Source organism: Nocardia sp. NBC_01377, from assembly GCF_045040005.1.
Taxonomy (GTDB): domain Bacteria; phylum Actinomycetota; class Actinomycetes; order Mycobacteriales; family Mycobacteriaceae; genus Nocardia; species Nocardia noduli.
In genome coordinates this window covers 1,500,250-1,519,790 of record NZ_CP109566.1, presented here as the reverse complement: position 1 = coordinate 1,519,790, position 19,541 = coordinate 1,500,250, and the positions used below count along the sequence as shown (strand labels likewise).

Below are 19,541 nucleotides of genomic sequence, written 5' to 3'. Positions count from 1 at the left end.
GCGTCAATATTCAAGCGCACGATTAATCAGCTCGAGCTCGTTCATGATCGCAACGGAATCCGACGCGTCGACCGGCCCGCTGTCGCGTTCCAGCACTTCGCAATCAACCAGTGTCAACAAAGTGTCCAGAGCACCCGATTTACGCAATTTGGAAATCGGTATGCTGGTCAACATGTTTCGAATAACCGAATCGGTAATCGATAGTTCGTCTGGTCGAATTTCTGCCGACGCAGATAAATCGACTCCGAACAAATCTTGTTGGATGTGTTGGGCGAGTGTGTGGGGTGTGGGGTAGTCGTAGACCGTGGTCGCCGGGAGGCGGAGTCCGGTCGCGGTGTTGAGTCGGTTGCGGGTCTCGACCGCGGTGAGGGAGTCGAATCCCAGTTCCTGGAAGTTGCGTTCGGGGTCGATCGCGTCGGGCCCGTCGTGTCCCAGGACGACCGCGACCTGGGCGCGGATCGTGTCGAGGATGAGCTGGAACTGTTCGGCTGCCGTCAGTCCCTCGATCCGTGCCCGGAGTCCGTCGTGACCGCCGGTGGTATCGGTGACCGCGAGGCGACGCGTGGGTGGGGCCAGTTCACCCAGCAACGGTGCCACCGCCCCGGCACGCGCTCGTGCCGCCAGCACCGACCGGTCCAGGCGCGCCGCGACCACGGCCGGTTCGTCGCCGGTGATCGCGGTGTCGAACCAGGCCAGGCCCTGCTCGGTCGACAACCCCAGCACACCGCTACGGCTCATCCGGTCGAGGTCGGCATGGTCCAGGGCTCCGGTCATCCCGGTGTCGGAGTCCCACAGGCCCCACGCGATCGAGGTCGCGGGCAACCCGTGCGCTCGCCGGTGGGTGGCCAGTCCGTCGAGGAACGCGTTGGCCGCCGCGTAGTTGCCCTGTCCCGGCGCACCCAGCACACCCGCGATCGAGGAGAACAGGACGAACATCGCCAGATCCTTGTCCCGGGTCAGTTCGTGCAGATGCGCGGCGGCGTCGAGTTTGGGCGCGAACACCCTCGCCATCCGGTCCGGGGTCAGTGACGCGATCACGCCGTCGTCGAGCACGCCCGCGGCGTGCACCACACCGGCCAACGGGAAGTCCTCGGGTACCGCGGCCAGCAGCCGGGTCACCTCGTCACGACGCGACACATCACACGCCACGACCCGTACCGTCGCGCCCAGCCCGGTCAACTCCGCCACCAACTGCTCGGCGCCGGCCGCGTCCATGCCCGAGCGACTGGCCAACACCAGCGATCCGACACCGTGTTCGAGGACCAGATGCCGAGCCAGCACCGCACCCAGACCACCGGTACCACCGGTCACCACCACCGTCCCCGAACCCGACACACCCGCCGAATCCGAGTCGGTCCGTTCCGACCCGGTCGATGCGGTCTCGGGCAGGCGTACCAGTCGGGCCGCGTGCAGGATCCCGTCACGGACCACGACCTGTGGTTCGCCCGATGCCACAGCCGCCGCGACCATCCCGATCCCGACTCCGGTGTCGATCCCGGAATCGGTGTCGAGCAACACGACCCGGCCCGGGTCCTCGGACTGCGCCGAACGAACCAAACCCCACACCGTGGTAGCGCCCAGATCGGTGGGCGCCTCCCCAGTCGCACCGACCGCGCCACGCGTGAGCACGACCAACGTGCTCGACGCGAACCTGTTCGAGATCAGCCAGGCCTGCACCGCGACCAACACCTCACACGCCAACACATGCGCACGAGCCACCACACCGGTGTCGGTGTCGGTGTCGGTGAGGTCGAGGACCACGATCGAAGGCATATCGCCGGGGGCGTCATCAAGCCGGTCGGTGAACGCCCGGGCTCCGGTGAACACCTCCACGGCCTCGGTGCTCGCGGTCGAGCCGAGCGCGAGTTGTCCGGTCGTGAGTGGGTTCCAGCGCACGACGTGCAGAGGGTCGCTGGTCGTGGCGGCGACCAACTGTGCGGGGTCGACGGTGCGTGTGACCAGGGACCCGACCGTGAGCACGGGCTGGCCGGTGGTGTCGGTGACCAGGATCGACACACCGTCGGAGCCGTCGGTGGCGGGACGGATACGGGCTCGTACCGCGCCGGCGCCCTCGGCGTGCAGAGCCACCTGCAGCCACGAGAACGGCAACCCGAGACCGGTGCCGGTGTCGGTGTGGGGATCTCGGATCGTGTCGAACGCCACCGCGTGCAACACCGAGTCCAGCAACGCCGGGTGCATCCCGTAACGGGACCCGTCTCCCCCGGTCTCGGGCAACACCGCCTCGACGAACAACTCCTCCCCACGCCGCCACACCGACCGCAAACCTTGGAACACCGGCCCGTACCCGTAGCCGTGATCGAGCAGGAACTCGTAGGCATCGGTCGCATCGACCGCGATCGCCTCGTGCGGCGGCCACACCGCCAACTCGTTGTCGTGATGTCCCAGATCGTCTGCCCGATCACCGATCAGGCCTTGGGCGTGCATCACCCATTCCCCGGACCCGTCGCGACCGTCCAACCGCGAGTGCACCGACACCGCCCGGTCACCGGATTCGTCGGGACCCGACACCACGATCTGTAGCTGGACCCCACCGGTGGCCGACACCACCAACGGCGTGAGCAGGGTCAGCTCACGCAGTACCGCGCAACCCACCTCGTCACCGGCACGCAGCACCATCTCCACGAAACCGGTACCCGGCACCAACACCACACCACCCACGGCATGATCGGCCAGCCACGGATGCGTCGACAACGACAACCGCCCGGTCAACACCACCCCGTCGGTCTCGGGCAAGACCAGCACCGCCCCGATCAACGGATGATCGGCACCCGACAACCCCAACGACACCGCATCGGTGCCACCGGTGGTGGCCGCGTCGAGCCAGTACCGTCGGCGTTGGAACGCATACGAGGGCAACGACACTCGCTTCGCACCGGGGTAGAGCGTGGTCCAGTCGACCGCGACCCCGGAGGTCTCCAGTCGTGCCAGCGTCATCGACAAGGTCGAGGCTTCGTCGCGCCCCTTGCCCAGCACCGCGGTCACGGTCGTTTCCACCGGCGATACCGCCGGTTGTCCCGCGTCACCGATGGCGGTGTGGTGGTGTTCGAGGCAGCGATCGATCAGAACGCTGAGCCCACCATCGGGACCGGCCACGACATAGGTGTCGACTCCCGACGCGCGCAGGGTGTCGACACCGTCGCCGAACCGGACCGCTTCCCGCGCGTGCCGCACCCAGTACTCGACCGTGCCGGCACGCTCACCCACGAGCCGCCCGTCCAGGTTCGACACCCACGCGATGGTGGGGTCGGTGAAGGAGATCGTGGCCAGGACCGCCGCGAACTCCTCCAACATCGGAGCCATCAACACCGAATGGAACGCATGCGAGACCGGCAGCCGGTTCACCCGCCGCCCGGCCTCACCCAACCGTGTCACGACCCGCTCGACCGCGATGGTGGTGCCGGAGACCACGACCGCGTTCGGGGCGTTGACCGCCGCGATCTCCACACCGTCCTCCAGCAGCGCGGTGACCTCGGCCTCGGTGGCCTGCACCGCGACCATCACCCCACCCTCGGGCAGAGCCTGCATCAACCGGCCCCGCGCGGCGACCAGACGCGCGGCATCGGACAGGGTCAACGCCCCGGCCACATGCGCGGCCACGATCTCACCGACCGAATGCCCGATCAGATGATCCGGACGCAGCCCATGACTCTCGAGCAACCGCGCCACCGCCACACCCACCACGAACAACCCACCCTGCGCATACAGGGTCCGACTCAACACCGCCTCGTCCTCACCCCACACCACCTCCCGCAACCCCACACCAGCACCCACCCCGGCAGGGCTCCCGCCGGCAGCGGTCAAAGCCTCCTCGAACGCGGTGACGGCCTCGTCGAACGCGGCCCGGAACACCGGAAACACCTCGTACAGACCCCGACCCATCCCCGTCCACTGCGCGCCCTGACCCGGGAACACCCACACCGTTTTCCCCACCGCACGCACCACACCCGACACCACACTCGCGGAAGGAGTGTTCTCCACCAGCGCGTCCAGGCCCGCGACCAACTCCGCGGTATCGGTGCCGGTAACGACCGCCCGATGCTCGAACCGCGACCGCGACAACAACGACCAGGCCACATCGCCCGGCACCGACTCCGGACGCACCGACACCCACTCCCGCAACCGGGACACCTGAGCCAGCAACGCCTCACGACTACGACCCGACACCACCCACGACACCACACCCGAACCGGTTGTGTCCGAAACGGATTCAGGGGAGCTGTCCCCACCCCGACCGGGGAGATCGGGTTCGGGTGCTTGTTCGAGGATGACGTGGGCGTTGGTGCCACTGACACCGAAGGAGGACACCCCCGCCCGACGCGGACGACCCCGCCGCGTGGTCCATTCACGGTCCTCGGTCAACAGTCGGACCTGCCCGGCGTCCCAGTCCACGTGCGAGGACGGCGCGTCCACATGCAACGTCCGGGGCATCAGGCCGCGACGCATCGACTCGACCATCTTGATCACCCCGGCCATACCGGCCGCGGCCTGGGTGTGACCGATGTTGGACTTGATCGACCCCAACCACAACGGATCGTCCGCGGGCCGGTCCTGACCGTAAGTGCCCAACAATGCCTGGGCCTCGATCGGATCACCCAACCGGGTCCCGGTGCCGTGCGCCTCGACCACGTCGACCTCGGTAGCCGCGACCCCGGCGTTGGCCAACGCCTGCCGGATCACCCGACGCTGCGAGGGACCGTTCGGCGCGGTCAACCCGTTACTGGCACCGTCCTGATTGACCGCGGTACCCCGCACCACCGCCAACACCTCGTGCCCACGACGACGCGCCTCCGACAACCGCTCCACCAACAGCACACCCACACCCTCGGCCCACCCGGTCCCATCAGCGGCCTCGGCGAACGCCTTACACCGCCCGTCGGGAGACAATCCGCGCTGGCGGGAGAATTCCAGGAACAATCCCGGCGTCGACATCACCATCACACCGCCGACCAGTGCCATCGCGCATTCGCCCGCGCGTACCGCGGCCACCGCCTGATGCAACGCGACCAGCGAGGACGAGCAGGCGGTGTCGATCGACACCGCCGGGCCCTCCAACCCCAGCACATACGACACACGACCCGACACCACGCTGGCCAGGGATCCGGTCAACAGGTATCCCTCCGCCCCGGAATCCTCACCACCACCGAACAGTGCGTAGCGTGCGTCGCCGACGCCCATGAAGACGCCGGTGTTGCTGCCGCGCAACGTCTCCGGGGCGATCCCGGCGTGTTCCAGGGCCTCCCACACCGTCTCGAGCAACAGCCGCTGCTGGGGATCCATCGCGAGCGCCTCACGCGGGCTGATCCCGAAGAATCCCGCGTCGAACTCGCCCGCCTCGTAGAGGAACCCACCACTACGGGTGTAGGACTTACCCGCCACCCCGGGTTCGGGATCGAACAGTCCCTCCACGTCCCAGCCACGGTCCGCCGGGAAGTCGGCGATCGCGTCCCGTCCCGCGGCCACCACGTCCCACAGCGAATCCGGCGAGGACACCCCACCCGGGAACCGGCACCCCATACCCACGATCGCCACCGGCTCCGACACCAGCTCGTGAAGCTGTTGCTTGGCTTCGTACAGCTCCGATGCAGCCCACCTCAATCTTTCGACGAGAGCATCTTGCGTTGTCATCAAATTTCCTAACCGCTTAAGGACCTACTGGATTACGGAGCTGAGCCACAACCGCCCAGAATGTCGCGCTATAACGACATCGACTTCGCTATCGCATAAGTGTCGTATCGATAAAGTTCAGTAGCTCATCCGTAGACCCCGAGCGCAGGATCTCACGCGCCCCAGCACGTTCCGAAGGCTGAGTATTGCTTCGGTATTTTGCAATGAGTTTCTCAAGTCGAGTGATGATTTCTACATCAGATACCTGACCCGTCAAGTTATCCGAAACTGCTTCAAGTCCATCTAGGTAATAGGCCGCGCTACTCTCTGTAGGCCGTTCGTTCCGGACTATCCCACTTCGAATGTGTTGGGCGAGTGTGTGGGGTGTGGGGTAGTCGTAGACCGTGGTCGCCGGGAGGCGGAGTCCGGTCGCGGTGTTGAGTCGGTTGCGGGTCTCGACCGCGGTGAGGGAGTCGAATCCCAGTTCCTGGAAGTTGCGTTCGGGGTCGATCGCGTCGGGCCCGTCGTGTCCCAGGACGACCGCGACCTGGGCGCGGATCGTGTCGAGGATGAGCTGGAACTGTTCGGCTGCCGTCAGTCCCTCGATCCGTGCCCGGAGTCCGTCGTGACCGCCGGTGGTATCGGTGACCGCGAGGCGACGCGTGGGTGGGGCCAGTTCACCCAGCAACGGTGCCACCGCCCCGGCACGCGCTCGTGCCGCCAGCACCGACCGGTCCAGGCGCGCCGCGACCACGGCCGGTTCGTCGCCGGTGATCGCGGTGTCGAACCAGGCCAGGCCCTGCTCGGTCGACAACCCCAGCACACCGCTACGGCTCATCCGGTCGAGGTCGGCATGGTCCAGGGCTCCGGTCATCCCGGTGTCGGAGTCCCACAGGCCCCACGCGATCGAGGTCGCGGGCAACCCGTGCGCTCGCCGGTGGGTGGCCAGTCCGTCGAGGAACGCGTTGGCCGCCGCGTAGTTGCCCTGTCCCGGCGCACCCAGCACACCCGCGATCGAGGAGAACAGGACGAACATCGCCAGATCCTTGTCCCGGGTCAGTTCGTGCAGATGCGCGGCGGCGTCGAGTTTGGGCGCGAACACCCTCGCCATCCGGTCCGGGGTCAGTGACGCGATCACGCCGTCGTCGAGCACGCCCGCGGCGTGCACCACACCGGCCAACGGGAAGTCCTCGGGTACCGCGGCCAGCAGCCGGGTCACCTCGTCACGACGCGACACATCACACGCCACGACCCGTACCGTCGCGCCCAGCCCGGTCAACTCCGCCACCAACTGCTCGGCGCCGGCCGCGTCCATGCCCGAGCGACTGGCCAACACCAGCGATCCGACACCGTGTTCGAGGACCAGATGCCGAGCCAGCACCGCACCCAGACCACCGGTACCACCGGTCACCACCACCGTCCCCGAACCCGACACACCCGCCGAATCCGAGTCGGTCCGTTCCGACCCGGTCGATGCGGTCTCGGGCAGGCGTACCAGTCGGGCCGCGTGCAGGATCCCGTCACGGACCACGACCTGTGGTTCGCCCGATGCCACAGCCGCCGCGACCATCCCGATCCCGACTCCGGTGTCGATCCCGGAATCGGTGTCGAGCAACACGACCCGGCCCGGGTCCTCGGACTGCGCCGAACGAACCAAACCCCACACCGTGGTAGCGCCCAGATCGGTGGGCGCCTCCCCAGTCGCACCGACCGCGCCACGCGTGAGCACGACCAACGTGCTCGACGCGAACCTGTTCGAGATCAGCCAGGCCTGCACCGCGACCAACACCTCACACGCCAACACATGCGCACGAGCCACCACACCGGTGTCGGTGTCGGTGTCGGTGAGGTCGAGGACCACGATCGAAGGCATATCGCCGGGGGCGTCATCAAGCCGGTCGGTGAACGCCCGGGCTCCGGTGAACACCTCCACGGCCTCGGTGCTCGCGGTCGAGCCGAGCGCGAGTTGTCCGGTCGTGAGTGGGTTCCAGCGCACGACGTGCAGAGGGTCGCTGGTCGTGGCGGCGACCAACTGTGCGGGGTCGACGGTGCGTGTGACCAGGGACCCGACCGTGAGCACGGGCTGGCCGGTGGTGTCGGTGACCAGGATCGACACACCGTCGGAGCCGTCGGTGGCGGGACGGATACGGGCTCGTACCGCGCCGGCGCCCTCGGCGTGCAGAGCCACCTGCAGCCACGAGAACGGCAACCCGAGACCGGTGCCGGTGTCGGTGTGGGGATCTCGGATCGTGTCGAGCGCCACCGCGTGCAACACCGAGTCCAGCAACGCCGGGTGCATCCCGTAACGGGACCCGTCTCCCCCGGTCTCGGGCAACACCGCCTCGACGAACAACTCCTCCCCACGCCGCCACACCGACCGCAAACCTTGGAACACCGGCCCGTACCCGTAGCCGTGATCGAGCAGGAACTCGTAGGCATCGGTCGCATCGACCGCGATCGCCTCGTGCGGCGGCCACACCGCCAGGGCCGGGTCGGTCTCGGCGAGGGCCACCACCACACCCAACGATCCGTCGGCGTGCAACGTCCACGGGGTGGCCGTGTCACCTTCCAGGCGGCTGTACACACGTACCGGCCGCGTACCCGATTCGTCGGCTTCACCGACCCGCACCTGTATCTGTATCCCGCCAGTGGTGGGAAGCAGCAACGGAACGGACAGTGTCAGCTCCAGCACCGTCGAGCAGCCCACCTCGTGGCCGGCCGCCAAGGCCAATTCCATCAGGCCCGTGCCCGGCACCAACGTCACACCACTCACGGTGTAGTCGGCCAGCCACGGATGCGTCGACAACGACAACCGCCCGGTCAACACCACCCCGTCGGTCTCGGGCAAGACCAGCACCGCCCCGATCAACGGATGATCGGCACCCGACAACCCCAACGACACCGCATCGGTGCCACCGGTGGTGGCCGCGTCGAGCCAGTACCGTCGGCGTTGGAACGCATACGAGGGCAACGACACTCGCTTCGCACCGGGGTAGAGCGTGGTCCAGTCGACCGCGACCCCGGAGGTCTCCAGTCGTGCCAGCGTCATCGACAAGGTCGAGGCTTCGTCGCGCCCCTTGCCCAGCACCGCGGTCACGGTCGTTTCCACCGGCGATACCGCCGGTTGTCCCGCGTCACCGATGGCGGTGTGGTGGTGTTCGAGGCAGCGATCGATCAGAACGCTGAGCCCACCATCGGGACCGGCCACGACATAGGTGTCGACTCCCGACGCGCGCAGGGTGTCGACACCGTCGCCGAACCGGACCGCTTCCCGCACGTGCCGCACCCAGTACTCGACCGTGCCGGCACGCTCACCCACGAGCCGCCCGTCCAGGTTCGACACCCACGCGATGGTGGGGTCGGTGAAGGAGATCGTGGCCAGGACCGCCGCGAACTCCTCCAACATCGGAGCCATCAACACCGAATGGAACGCATGCGAGACCGGCAGCCGGTTCACCCGCCGCCCGGCCTCACCCAACCGTGTCACGACCCGCTCGACCGCGATGGTGGTGCCGGAGACCACGACCGCGTTCGGGGCGTTGACCGCCGCGATCTCCACACCGTCCTCCAGCAGCGCGGTGACCTCGGCCTCGGTGGCCTGCACCGCGACCATCACCCCACCCTCGGGCAGAGCCTGCATCAACCGGCCCCGCGCGGCGACCAGACGCGCGGCATCGGACAGGGTCAACGCCCCGGCCACATGCGCGGCCACGATCTCACCGACCGAATGCCCGATCAGATGATCCGGACGCAGCCCATGACTCTCGAGCAACCGCGCCACCGCCACACCCACCACGAACAACCCACCCTGCGCATACAGGGTCCGACTCAACACCGCCTCGTCCTCACCCCACACCACCTCCCGCAACCCCACACCAGCACCCACCCCGGCAGGGCTCCCGCCGGCAGCGGTCAAAGCCTCCTCGAACGCGGTGACGGCCTCGTCGAACGCGGCCCGGAACACCGGAAACACCTCGTACAGACCCCGACCCATCCCCGTCCACTGCGCGCCCTGACCCGGGAACACCCACACCGTTTTCCCCACCGCACGCACCACACCCGACACCACACTCGCGGAAGGAGTGTTCTCCACCAGCGCGTCCAGGCCCGCGACCAACTCCGCGGTATCGGTGCCGGTAACGACCGCCCGATGCTCGAACCGCGACCGCGACAACAACGACCAGGCCACATCGCCCGGCACCGACTCCGGACGCACCGACACCCACTCCCGCAACCGGGACGCCTGAGCCAGCAACGCCTCACGACTACGACCCGACACCACCCACGACACCACACCCGAACCGGTCACACTCGAATCGGATTCCAATTCGGCGAGCACATAGAAAGGCAACGACACTCGCTTCGCACCGGGGTAGAGCGTGGTCCAGTCGACCGCGACCCCGGAGGTCTCCAGTCGTGCCAGCGTCATCGACAAGGTCGAGGCTTCGTCGCGCCCCTTGCCCAGCACCGCGGTCACGGTCGTTTCCACCGGCGATACCGCCGGTTGTCCCGCGTCACCGATGGCGGTGTGGTGGTGTTCGAGGCAGCGATCGATCAGAACGCTGAGCCCACCATCGGGACCGGCCACGACATAGGTGTCGACTCCCGACGCGCGCAGGGTGTCGACACCGTCGCCGAACCGGACCGCTTCCCGCACGTGCCGCACCCAGTACTCGACCGTGCCGGCACGCTCACCCACGAGCCGCCCGTCCAGGTTCGACACCCACGCGATGGTGGGGTCGGTGAAGGAGATCGTGGCCAGGACCGCCGCGAACTCCTCCAACATCGGAGCCATCAACACCGAATGGAACGCATGCGAGACCGGCAGCCGGTTCACCCGCCGCCCGGCCTCACCCAACCGTGTCACGACCCGCTCGACCGCGATGGTGGTGCCGGAGACCACGACCGCGTTCGGGGCGTTGACCGCCGCGATCTCCACACCGTCCTCCAGCAGCGCGGTGACCTCGGCCTCGGTGGCCTGCACCGCGACCATCACCCCACCCTCGGGCAGAGCCTGCATCAACCGGCCCCGCGCGGCGACCAGACGCGCGGCATCGGACAGGGTCAACGCCCCGGCCACATGCGCGGCCACGATCTCACCGACCGAATGCCCGATCAGATGATCCGGACGCAGCCCATGACTCTCGAGCAACCGCGCCACCGCCACACCCACCACGAACAACCCACCCTGCGCATACAGGGTCCGACTCAACACCGCCTCGTCCTCACCCCACACCACCTCCCGCAACCCCACACCAGCACCCACCCCGGCAGGGCTCCCGCCGGCAGCGGTCAAAGCCTCCTCGAACGCGGTGACGGCCTCGTCGAACGCGGCCCGGAACACCGGAAACACCTCGTACAGACCCCGACCCATCCCCGTCCACTGCGCGCCCTGACCCGGGAACACCCACACCGTTTTCCCCACCGCACGCACCACACCCGACACCACACTCGCGGAAGGAGTGTTCTCCACCAGCGCGTCCAGGCCCGCGACCAACTCCGCGGTATCGGTGCCGGTAACGACCGCCCGATGCTCGAACCGCGACCGCGACAACAACGACCAGGCCACATCGCCCGGCACCGACTCCGGACGCACCGACACCCACTCCCGCAACCGGGACGCCTGAGCCAGCAACGCCTCACGACTACGACCCGACACCACCCACGACACCACACCCGAACCGGTGTCGGAATCACCGCCGGCATCGGTGTGACTGTGGTTGTGATCCGTACCGTCGTGGCCGGTGACGCGCGGTTCGTCGGCCCGCTCAGGGATTTCGGGTGCTTGTTCGAGGATGACGTGGGCGTTGGTGCCACTGACACCGAAGGAGGACACCCCCGCCCGACGCGGACGACCCCGCCGCGTGGTCCATTCACGGTCCTCGGTCAACAGTCGGACCTGCCCGGCGTCCCAGTCCACGTGCGAGGACGGCGCGTCCACATGCAACGTCCGGGGCATCAGGCCGCGACGCATCGACTCGACCATCTTGATCACCCCGGCCATACCGGCCGCGGCCTGGGTGTGACCGATGTTGGACTTGATCGACCCCAACCACAACGGATCGTCCGCGGGCCGGTCCTGACCGTAAGTGCCCAACAAGGCCTGGGCCTCGATCGGATCACCCAACCGGGTCCCGGTGCCGTGCGCCTCGACCACGTCGACCTCGGTAGCCGCGACCCCGGCGTTGGCCAACGCCTGCCGGATCACCCGACGCTGCGAGGGACCGTTCGGCGCGGTCAACCCGTTACTGGCACCGTCCTGATTGACCGCGGTACCCCGCACCACCGCCAACACCTCGTGCCCACGACGACGCGCCTCCGACAACCGCTCCACCAACAGCACACCCACACCCTCGGCCCACCCGGTCCCATCAGCGGCCTCGGCGAAGGATTTGCATCGCCCGTCCGCGGACAACCCCCTCTGCCGCGAAAACTCCACGAAGATTCCGGGAGACGACATCACCGTGACACCGCCGACCAGTGCCATCGCGCATTCGCCCGCGCGTACCGCGGCCACCGCCTGATGCAACGCGACCAGCGAGGACGAGCAGGCGGTGTCGATCGACACCGCCGGGCCCTCCAACCCCAGCACATACGACACACGACCCGACACCACGCTGTTGCTCAGTCCGGTCAGCGCGTAGCCCTCGTAGCCAGCCGGAACCTCGTGCAAACGCGGACCGTAGTCCGTAGCCATCGCTCCCACGAAGACACCGGTCCGGCTGCCGCGAATCGACTCCGGAACCACGCCCGCGTTTTCCAGCGCTTCCCATGCGCATTCGAGGAACAGTCTTTGCTGAGGATCCATTATCGCAGCCTCGCGTGGGCTGATTCCGAAGAATTCGTTGTCGAATAGGAATGCATCGTCCAAGAAGCTTCCGCGCTGCACGAGCTCAGCACCATGGCTTTGTTGCCATTGTTCCGCCAGGCCCCTCAGATCCCATCCTCGGTCGATCGGAAACTCCTCTACGACGTTTTGTCCTTCAGCAATCAAACGCCACAGATCTCCAGGGTTCGCGATTCCTCCCGGGTAACGGCATGCCATTCCCACGATTACGATTGGATCATCGATGCGTCCTGTCACGGGTGCGGGACCTGCATCATCTCGCTGCCCTGAGAGAAATCGCGCCAATTTTTCCGGGGTCGGATAGTCGTACACTATTCCGGATGGAAGGTTCATTTGGGTCGCGTCGACTAGTTTATTACGCAATGCCAGCGCGCTTACCGAATCGAATCCCAAATCTTTGAATGTCCGACGAGAGTCGACCGCCCCACCCGAGGCGTATCCGAGGAGATCTGCGATGTATGTATTCATCAGAGTGTTCAGATTCGACGTCTTCGAGGAATCTGGGTCAGCATGGTCGATCCGTTCGAGCGATTCCTTCGCATGTCCCGTGTCTTCGTTAGGCCAGTACCGAGCCCTCCGAAAGGGATAAGCGGGAAGTATCAACCGTGCTGGCGAAACCGGCACCACGAGCGTCTCCACGATTTGGGCCCAGTCAACAGTATGCCCTCTCACTCCGAGCTGGGAGACAGAGGTTAGGAGAGACCGGCGGATGCTGTCGCTCTGCGCGGTCGGGTCGTCGTGTGATTCCATACGTCCGATTGCCGCGATGCCACTCACAGCTGGTTCGAGGAAAGTCCGTCGTGAGTTTATTTCGACAATCATCGCTCGATCTCTCGCTTCTACCGAATCAACGAGATTCGAGAGATCCAGTGGAGTTCCCAGGTTCTTGAAGGCCTCGAACCCGTCCAAAGTGTCTGTATCGAGGATGGATCCTGTCGACGAAAGGTAGAATCCACGAACTTCTGGCCGCCAATTGATGTCACCCGACGGCTCGTCGTCCCTCTTGCCTCGGCTGTCCTCATCAGGTCTGTAGAGAACTCGATTGGACCGGAGCAGGATGTTCCTTGCGGCGTCCGCCAACGACAGTATCCCCGCGATATAGGCGCCGGCGTATTCTCCTTCCCGATCTCCCGCGACGATGGATGGATTGATTCCTATCGACATGTAAATTCGTGCAAGACCGGTCGCGAACGTGAACAGCGCAGCCTGTCGAACGTCGAGGCGATCGGAAAGAGTTGGTTCGGAACCATCGAGTAGGGCGCTCAGAAGCGAGGTCTCGGTCAATGGATCGAAAATTCTCGCGCAGGCATCGAGGTGCTCACGGAAGACGGTCCAATCGCGTGCGAGCGTCGTCGACAGTGGGCCTATATCAGCAATCTCCGAGGGAAACACGAAGATGACATCCGTATCGGCCGCGCATGTCCCGCCTACGATGTTCGTTGCCGACGACGCCGTGGAAACGTATTCCAGCCCGCGCAGCAATTCGCTCCGATTCTCGGCGAGAATCATGGCCCGGCAATCGAAGGTTGACCTGTGCTTTGCGAGTGACCAGGCAAGGCCTACGTGGTCCACGCGCGGGTCGTCCGCTTCCAGGATCATCCGGTGCAGGTCGAGCGCGGACTGCCTGAGCGCGAGCGGATCCTTCGCGGACAGCAGTATCGGCAATGAACCAGTCGTTGGATGAACGACACCGACCGTCGTCGCCTCGCCGGTACGCGAATCACTCACGACTACATGGCAATTAACGCCCCCCATGCCGAACGAGCTGACGCCCGCGATAAGAGGTGCCTCGGGGTTCGGCCAATTCGTGAGTTCGGTTTGCACCTTCAGGCCGAGCGCCTCCAGCGGAATCTTCGCATTGGACGAATAGTTCAGACTTGCGGGGAGCCTCCGGTGCAGAATGCTGAGTACGACTTTGAGCAGACCAGCCAGACCTGATGCGCCTTCGAGATGTCCCAGATTCGTTTTGATGGAGCCGACGCGGAGGTTATCGGAACCATCGCGAGCCGTACCGATCACTTTTCCCAGCGCTTCAGCCTCTACTGGGTCTCCAACCGGTGTGCCGGTACCGTGTAGCTCCACGTATTGAATATCGGTGTTCTCGACACCAGATTCACGCAGAGCCGAGGCTATCGCTTCTGATTGGGCATCACTGTTGGGTGATGCCAATCCGTTCGTGGCTCCGTCGTTGTTGACTGCGCTGCCGAGTACGACACTGAAGACGTGATCGCCATCCGCTATCGCGTCGGAGAGTCGCTTGAGGACGAGGACGATACCACCCTCGCTTCGTACGTACCCGTCCGCCCGATCGTCGAATGTATAGCATCGCCCGTGTTTGGATAGCCCCCCGAAATCGACAGAATGCTTAGCGCTCTGGGCTCCGACCATCAAATTCACTCCGCCGACGAGCGCCAGATCGACTTCTCGAAGGAGAAGGCTTTGCCTCGCGAAATGCAAGGCGACGAGTGAGGACGCCTGCCCGGCATCCATGCAGAGGCTCGGCCCTTTCGCGTCCAGATAGTGGGAGACGCGATTGGCAATGACTGCACGGCTGGTTCCAGCCATGGCGTGCCTCGCCACCTTCCCGACATCGTCTCGACCCAGGACTTCGCCGTACTCGTCTCTCATCGCACCGACGAATACCCCGGTCCTACTGCCCGCGATGCTTTCCGGGACGATGCCGCCGTGCTCCAGAGCGGTCCAGCACAGTTCGAGCATGAGACGTTGTTGCGGATCCATGCCGATGGCCTCGTACGGCGAGATATTGAAGAATCCCGCGTCGAAAGCATCGATCTCGTCCAATAGGCCGGCGAACTGAAGGTCGGCGACTTCAGGGCGAACCAGTTTCACATCGTCGCGCACCGGGCCGACGGCGTCTGAGCCCTCGGCCAGCAATCGCCACAGCGCCGACACGTCGGACACTTTCGGCAGTCGGCACGACATGCCGACGATGGCGATACGATCGTCGTTGGCGGCACTTCTGGTCGCCGATCCGGTCATAGTCAACTCCTAGGCCTTTGTACGGGCGGAACCATCAGCGCTTCGAGTGCAGTTCTTTTCCGAGGTGACCGGCGATGGCACCGGGTGTCGGGAATTCGAAGATGAGTTCCGCCGGCAGGTCCACCCCCGTCGTCTTCCTCAGACGGTTCCTGAGTTCGATCGAGGTCACCGAATCGAAGCCCAGAGTGTTCAACTCTGCGTTTCGATCCAACGTGGCGGGCGGATCGTCGTATCCCAATACGGCGCATACCTTCTCGACAACAAGCTCGTCCAACACGGTCTGCCGGGCCGCTTCCGGGGTCGAGAAGAACATCTCACGGAACGTGTCGGCCGCTCCGTACTGAACTTCCAGTTCGAGGGATGCGAAGGTGTCAAGGTTTCGATCCGGTGAATGGGATGCTCCCGAATGCCCCACCAGTTCCAGTTCGTCGATCGAACTCATCGGTGCTGCGGATAGTTCGCGTAGCTCGAAGACGTCGAGCGCTCGGGTGGTCAGCTCGGAAATCGATGCCACCCGCGCACCGGACAGTGTATAGAGACTGATATCCCAGTCGTTAGTATCCGTCTTTCGACCCGATACCCTCAATTCCGATACTCCGGACTGCGAAAGGCTGATCTCTTCCCACGCGAAGGGATAGTGTTCGATTTCGGTGCTGTCCGCGCCGAACAAGCCGTGGAGCGCGGCATCCAACAGCGCGGGATGGATTCGATATTTCTTCGCGTCGGGGTCCATGTCGGCTAGTCCGACCTCGACGTAGATATACGACCCTCGCCGCGATACGTGTCGGATACGCGCGAGACCTCGTCGAACCGGAGTATCCGCGGATTCGTCGACGGGCCAGTGCGCCTGGCTGGGCGATTGGACATCCAGATCGATTCCGGCCCGGGAGGGCAGGGACCCTCGCGCATGGGAAGTCCATGGTCCGGTATCTGTTTTCGAGTGCAATTCAATCGGTCGGTTGCCGGTGTCGTCGATGGCCCCGACGCGTACCTGCAGAGTGACCGAGCCGGCGGCCGGGATCACCAAGGGCACCGACAACGTCAACTCGCGAACACCGTCGCAACCAGCCTCCTCGGCGGCGCGCAACGCGAGTTCGACGAACGCCGCACCCGGCAGCAACACAAACCCGGCGACCGCGTGATCGGCCAACCACGGGTGCGACTGCAACGACAAGCGGCCCGTGAACAACCACCCCTCGTCACCGGGTAGTTCCACCACCGCGCCCAGCAGCGGATGATCGGCGGACACCAAACCCAGACCTGCCGCGTCACCGGTCGAGGCCTGCGCCCCGGCCAGCCAATACCGTTGACGTTGGAACGCGTACGTCGGTAGATCCACCCGACGACCCTGCCCCCGCAGCACCCGATTCCAGTCCACCGCACCACCAGCGACCTCGATCGCCGCGACAGCCTCGAGCGCCGACCTCGGTTCCTCGTGCCCTTTGCGGAGAACCGACACACACGCCACTTCGGACGAGACCGTCGATTGTTCGACCACACTGGTCAAACCGCTGGCCGGGCCGACCTCCACGAAATTCGTCACGCCCAGCTGTTCGAGACACCGGATCGCGTCACCGAATCGAACCGGCATCCGGACGTGGTCGACCCAATGGCGCGACGAACGAAAACCGGTGTCGGCAAGTTCACCGTTGAGCGTGGACACGATCGAGATCTCGGGCTGCTCGTAGGAGATGCCGTTGGCGATGGTCTCGAACTCCGCCAACATGGGTTCCATCAACGGGGAATGGAACGCATGAGAAACCGCCAACTGTTTCACGTGCCGCCCCAGCGCACGGAGTTTCGCCGCGATCTCGAGTACGGCGGTCTCCACACCCGACACCACGACCGACTCCGGTCCGTTGATCGCGGCCACGCCGACCTCGTCGGTCAACAGCGGCGCCACCTCGAACTCACTGGCCTGCGCGGCCACCATCGCCCCACCCGCCGGCAGCGCGTCCATCAACCGGCCACGCGCGGCGACCAGGACAGCGGCATCCTCGAGTGACAAGACCCCCGACACGTGAGCCGCGGCCAGCTCACCCACCGAATGCCCCGCGACGTAGTCCGGGCGCACACCCCAACTGGCGAGCAACCCGAACAACGCGACCTCGACCGCGAACAACCCCGCCTGCGTGAACAACGTCCTGTTCAACCGCGCATCGTCATCACCCCAGACGACCTCACGCAACGAGCACCCCAACTGGGCATCGAGCTCCGCGACCACGGCGTCGAACCCCACGGCGAACTCGGGGAAAGCCTCATACAACTCCCGCCCCATGCCCAACCACTGCGCGCCCTGGCCCGGAAAGACGAACGCCGTCTTACCGCTACCGGCCACCCCCTCGACCACACCGGCCACCGACCGACCCTCAGCCACCGCGACCAAACCGGCGAGCAAGTCCTCGCGGGCTCGGCCCAGTACGACGGCCCGATGTTCGAACCGTGATCGCGCCGACAACGATGGTCCGATATCGACGTGATGGAGCTCGGCTCGTTCGTTCACGAACCGCGTCAATCGGGCCGCCTGCCCCGCCAAGGCCTCCCGGCTGCGACCCGACACCACCCACGCAACCAGCGGCGCCGCCGCCGAGGGCCCGACTGCCTGGGCGAGGTCGGGTTCCTCCGGCTGAGCTGGTTCTGGCGCCGGCGCTTGTTCGAGGATCACGTGGGCGTTGGTGCCGCTGATACCGAAGCTGGACACCGCCGCTCGTCGTGGGCGATCCACCTCTGGCCACGGCTGCTGCTCGGTCAACAACGCGACCGACCCCGAGGACCAATCCACGTGCGGGGACGGCGCGTCCACGTGCAGCGTGCGCGGCAACACACCCCCGCGCAACGCCATGACCATCTTGATCACGCCTGCCACGCCCGCCGCCGCTTGCGCGTGTCCGATGTTGGACTTGATCGACCCCAGCCACAGCGGACGATCGTGCGGACGGTCCTGACCGTAGGTCGCCAACAACGCCTGCGCCTCGATCGGATCACCCAGCGTCGTGCCGGTCCCGTGCGCCTCCACCACGTCGACCTCCGACGCCGCCACCCGCGCGTTGGCCAACGCCTGACGGATCACCCGCTGCTGAGCCGGTCCGTTCGGCGCGGTCAAACCATTCGACGCACCATCCTGATTCACCGCCGAACCGCGAATCACCGCCAACACCTCGTGCCCGTTGCGTTCGGCGTCGGACAAGCGTTCGACCAGCAGTACGCCGACACCTTCACCCCATCCGGTGCCGTCGGCGGCCGCGGCGAACGACTTGCAACGTCCGTCGGCGGCCAGACCCCGCTGGCGAGAGAATTCCACGAACGTCGTCGGTGTCGCCATCACCGTCACACCACCGGCCAACGCCAGCGTGCACTCCCCCGCGCGCACGGCGGCCACCGCCTGGTGCAACGCCACCAATGACGACGAGCACGCGGTGTCCACCGTCACCGCGGGCCCTTCCAGTCCCAGCACGTAGGAGACGCGGCCCGAGGCCACGCTGCCGGCGTTGCCGGTCAGCACCGAACCTTCCGCTGCTCCCTGCAACCCGTAGTCGTGGTACATATGCCCGATGTAGACGCCGGTGTCGGTGCCTTTCAACGCGGCGGGGTCGATGCCGGCGTGCTCCAGGGTTTCCCACACCACTTCCAGCAGCAACCGCTGCTGGGAGTCCATCCCCACCGCCTCGCGGGGGCTGATACCGAAGAACCTCGCGTCGAACTGTGCGGCGTCGTGGAGGAACCCGCCCTCTCGCGCGTAACTCTTCCCCGCCGCGTCCGGGTCCGGGTCGTACAGGTCGGTCGGCCACCCCCGGTCGGTCGGAAATCCCGACACCACGTCCACTCCGTCGGCGACCATGCGCCACAGGTCTTCCGCGGACCCCACACCCCCGGGAAACCGGCACCCTATGCCCACCATCGCGATGGGTTCATGGGCGGCCGACTCCAGTTCGTGCACACGATTTCGCGCGTCCTGAAGGTCCGCGGCGGCGCGCTTGAGATAGGAGAGCAATTGTTCTTCGTTAGGCATTTCTTGATCCTTATGACCTGAGTTCCAAACCCGCCCTCGGCGGGCAGAGCGTGACCGGCG

The 19,541-nt window shown here is 65.8% G+C and carries 1 protein-coding gene and 3 pseudogenes; all 4 read right to left on the bottom strand.

The window, feature by feature from the left end; all coding sequences use genetic code 11:
• Nucleotides 1–3: 3 nt before the first annotated feature.
• Nucleotides 4–5,646: a type I polyketide synthase gene (locus OG225_RS06870; protein ID WP_405180893.1), complete on the bottom strand. Its 5,643-nt coding sequence runs from the start codon at nt 5,644–5,646 to the stop codon at nt 4–6.
• 352 nt (nt 5,647–5,998) lie between these two features.
• Nucleotides 5,999–12,994: pseudogene (locus OG225_RS06865) on the bottom strand (SDR family NAD(P)-dependent oxidoreductase); the annotation flags it as partial.
• A 423-nt stretch (nt 12,995–13,417) separates the two neighbouring features.
• Nucleotides 13,418–15,415 (bottom strand): annotated as a pseudogene (locus tag OG225_RS06860) (type I polyketide synthase); the annotation flags it as partial.
• A 91-nt stretch (nt 15,416–15,506) separates the two neighbouring features.
• A pseudogene (locus OG225_RS06855) lies at nt 15,507–19,481 on the bottom strand (type I polyketide synthase); the annotation flags it as partial.
• Between the last annotated feature and the right edge of the window lie 60 nt (nt 19,482–19,541).

What these genes read in the sequence shown, in the direction of transcription:
- OG225_RS06870 (WP_405180893.1), bottom strand. Translation starts at nt 5,646, where the DNA reads ATGACAACGCAAGATGCTCTCGTCGAAAGATTGAGGTGGGCTGCATCG.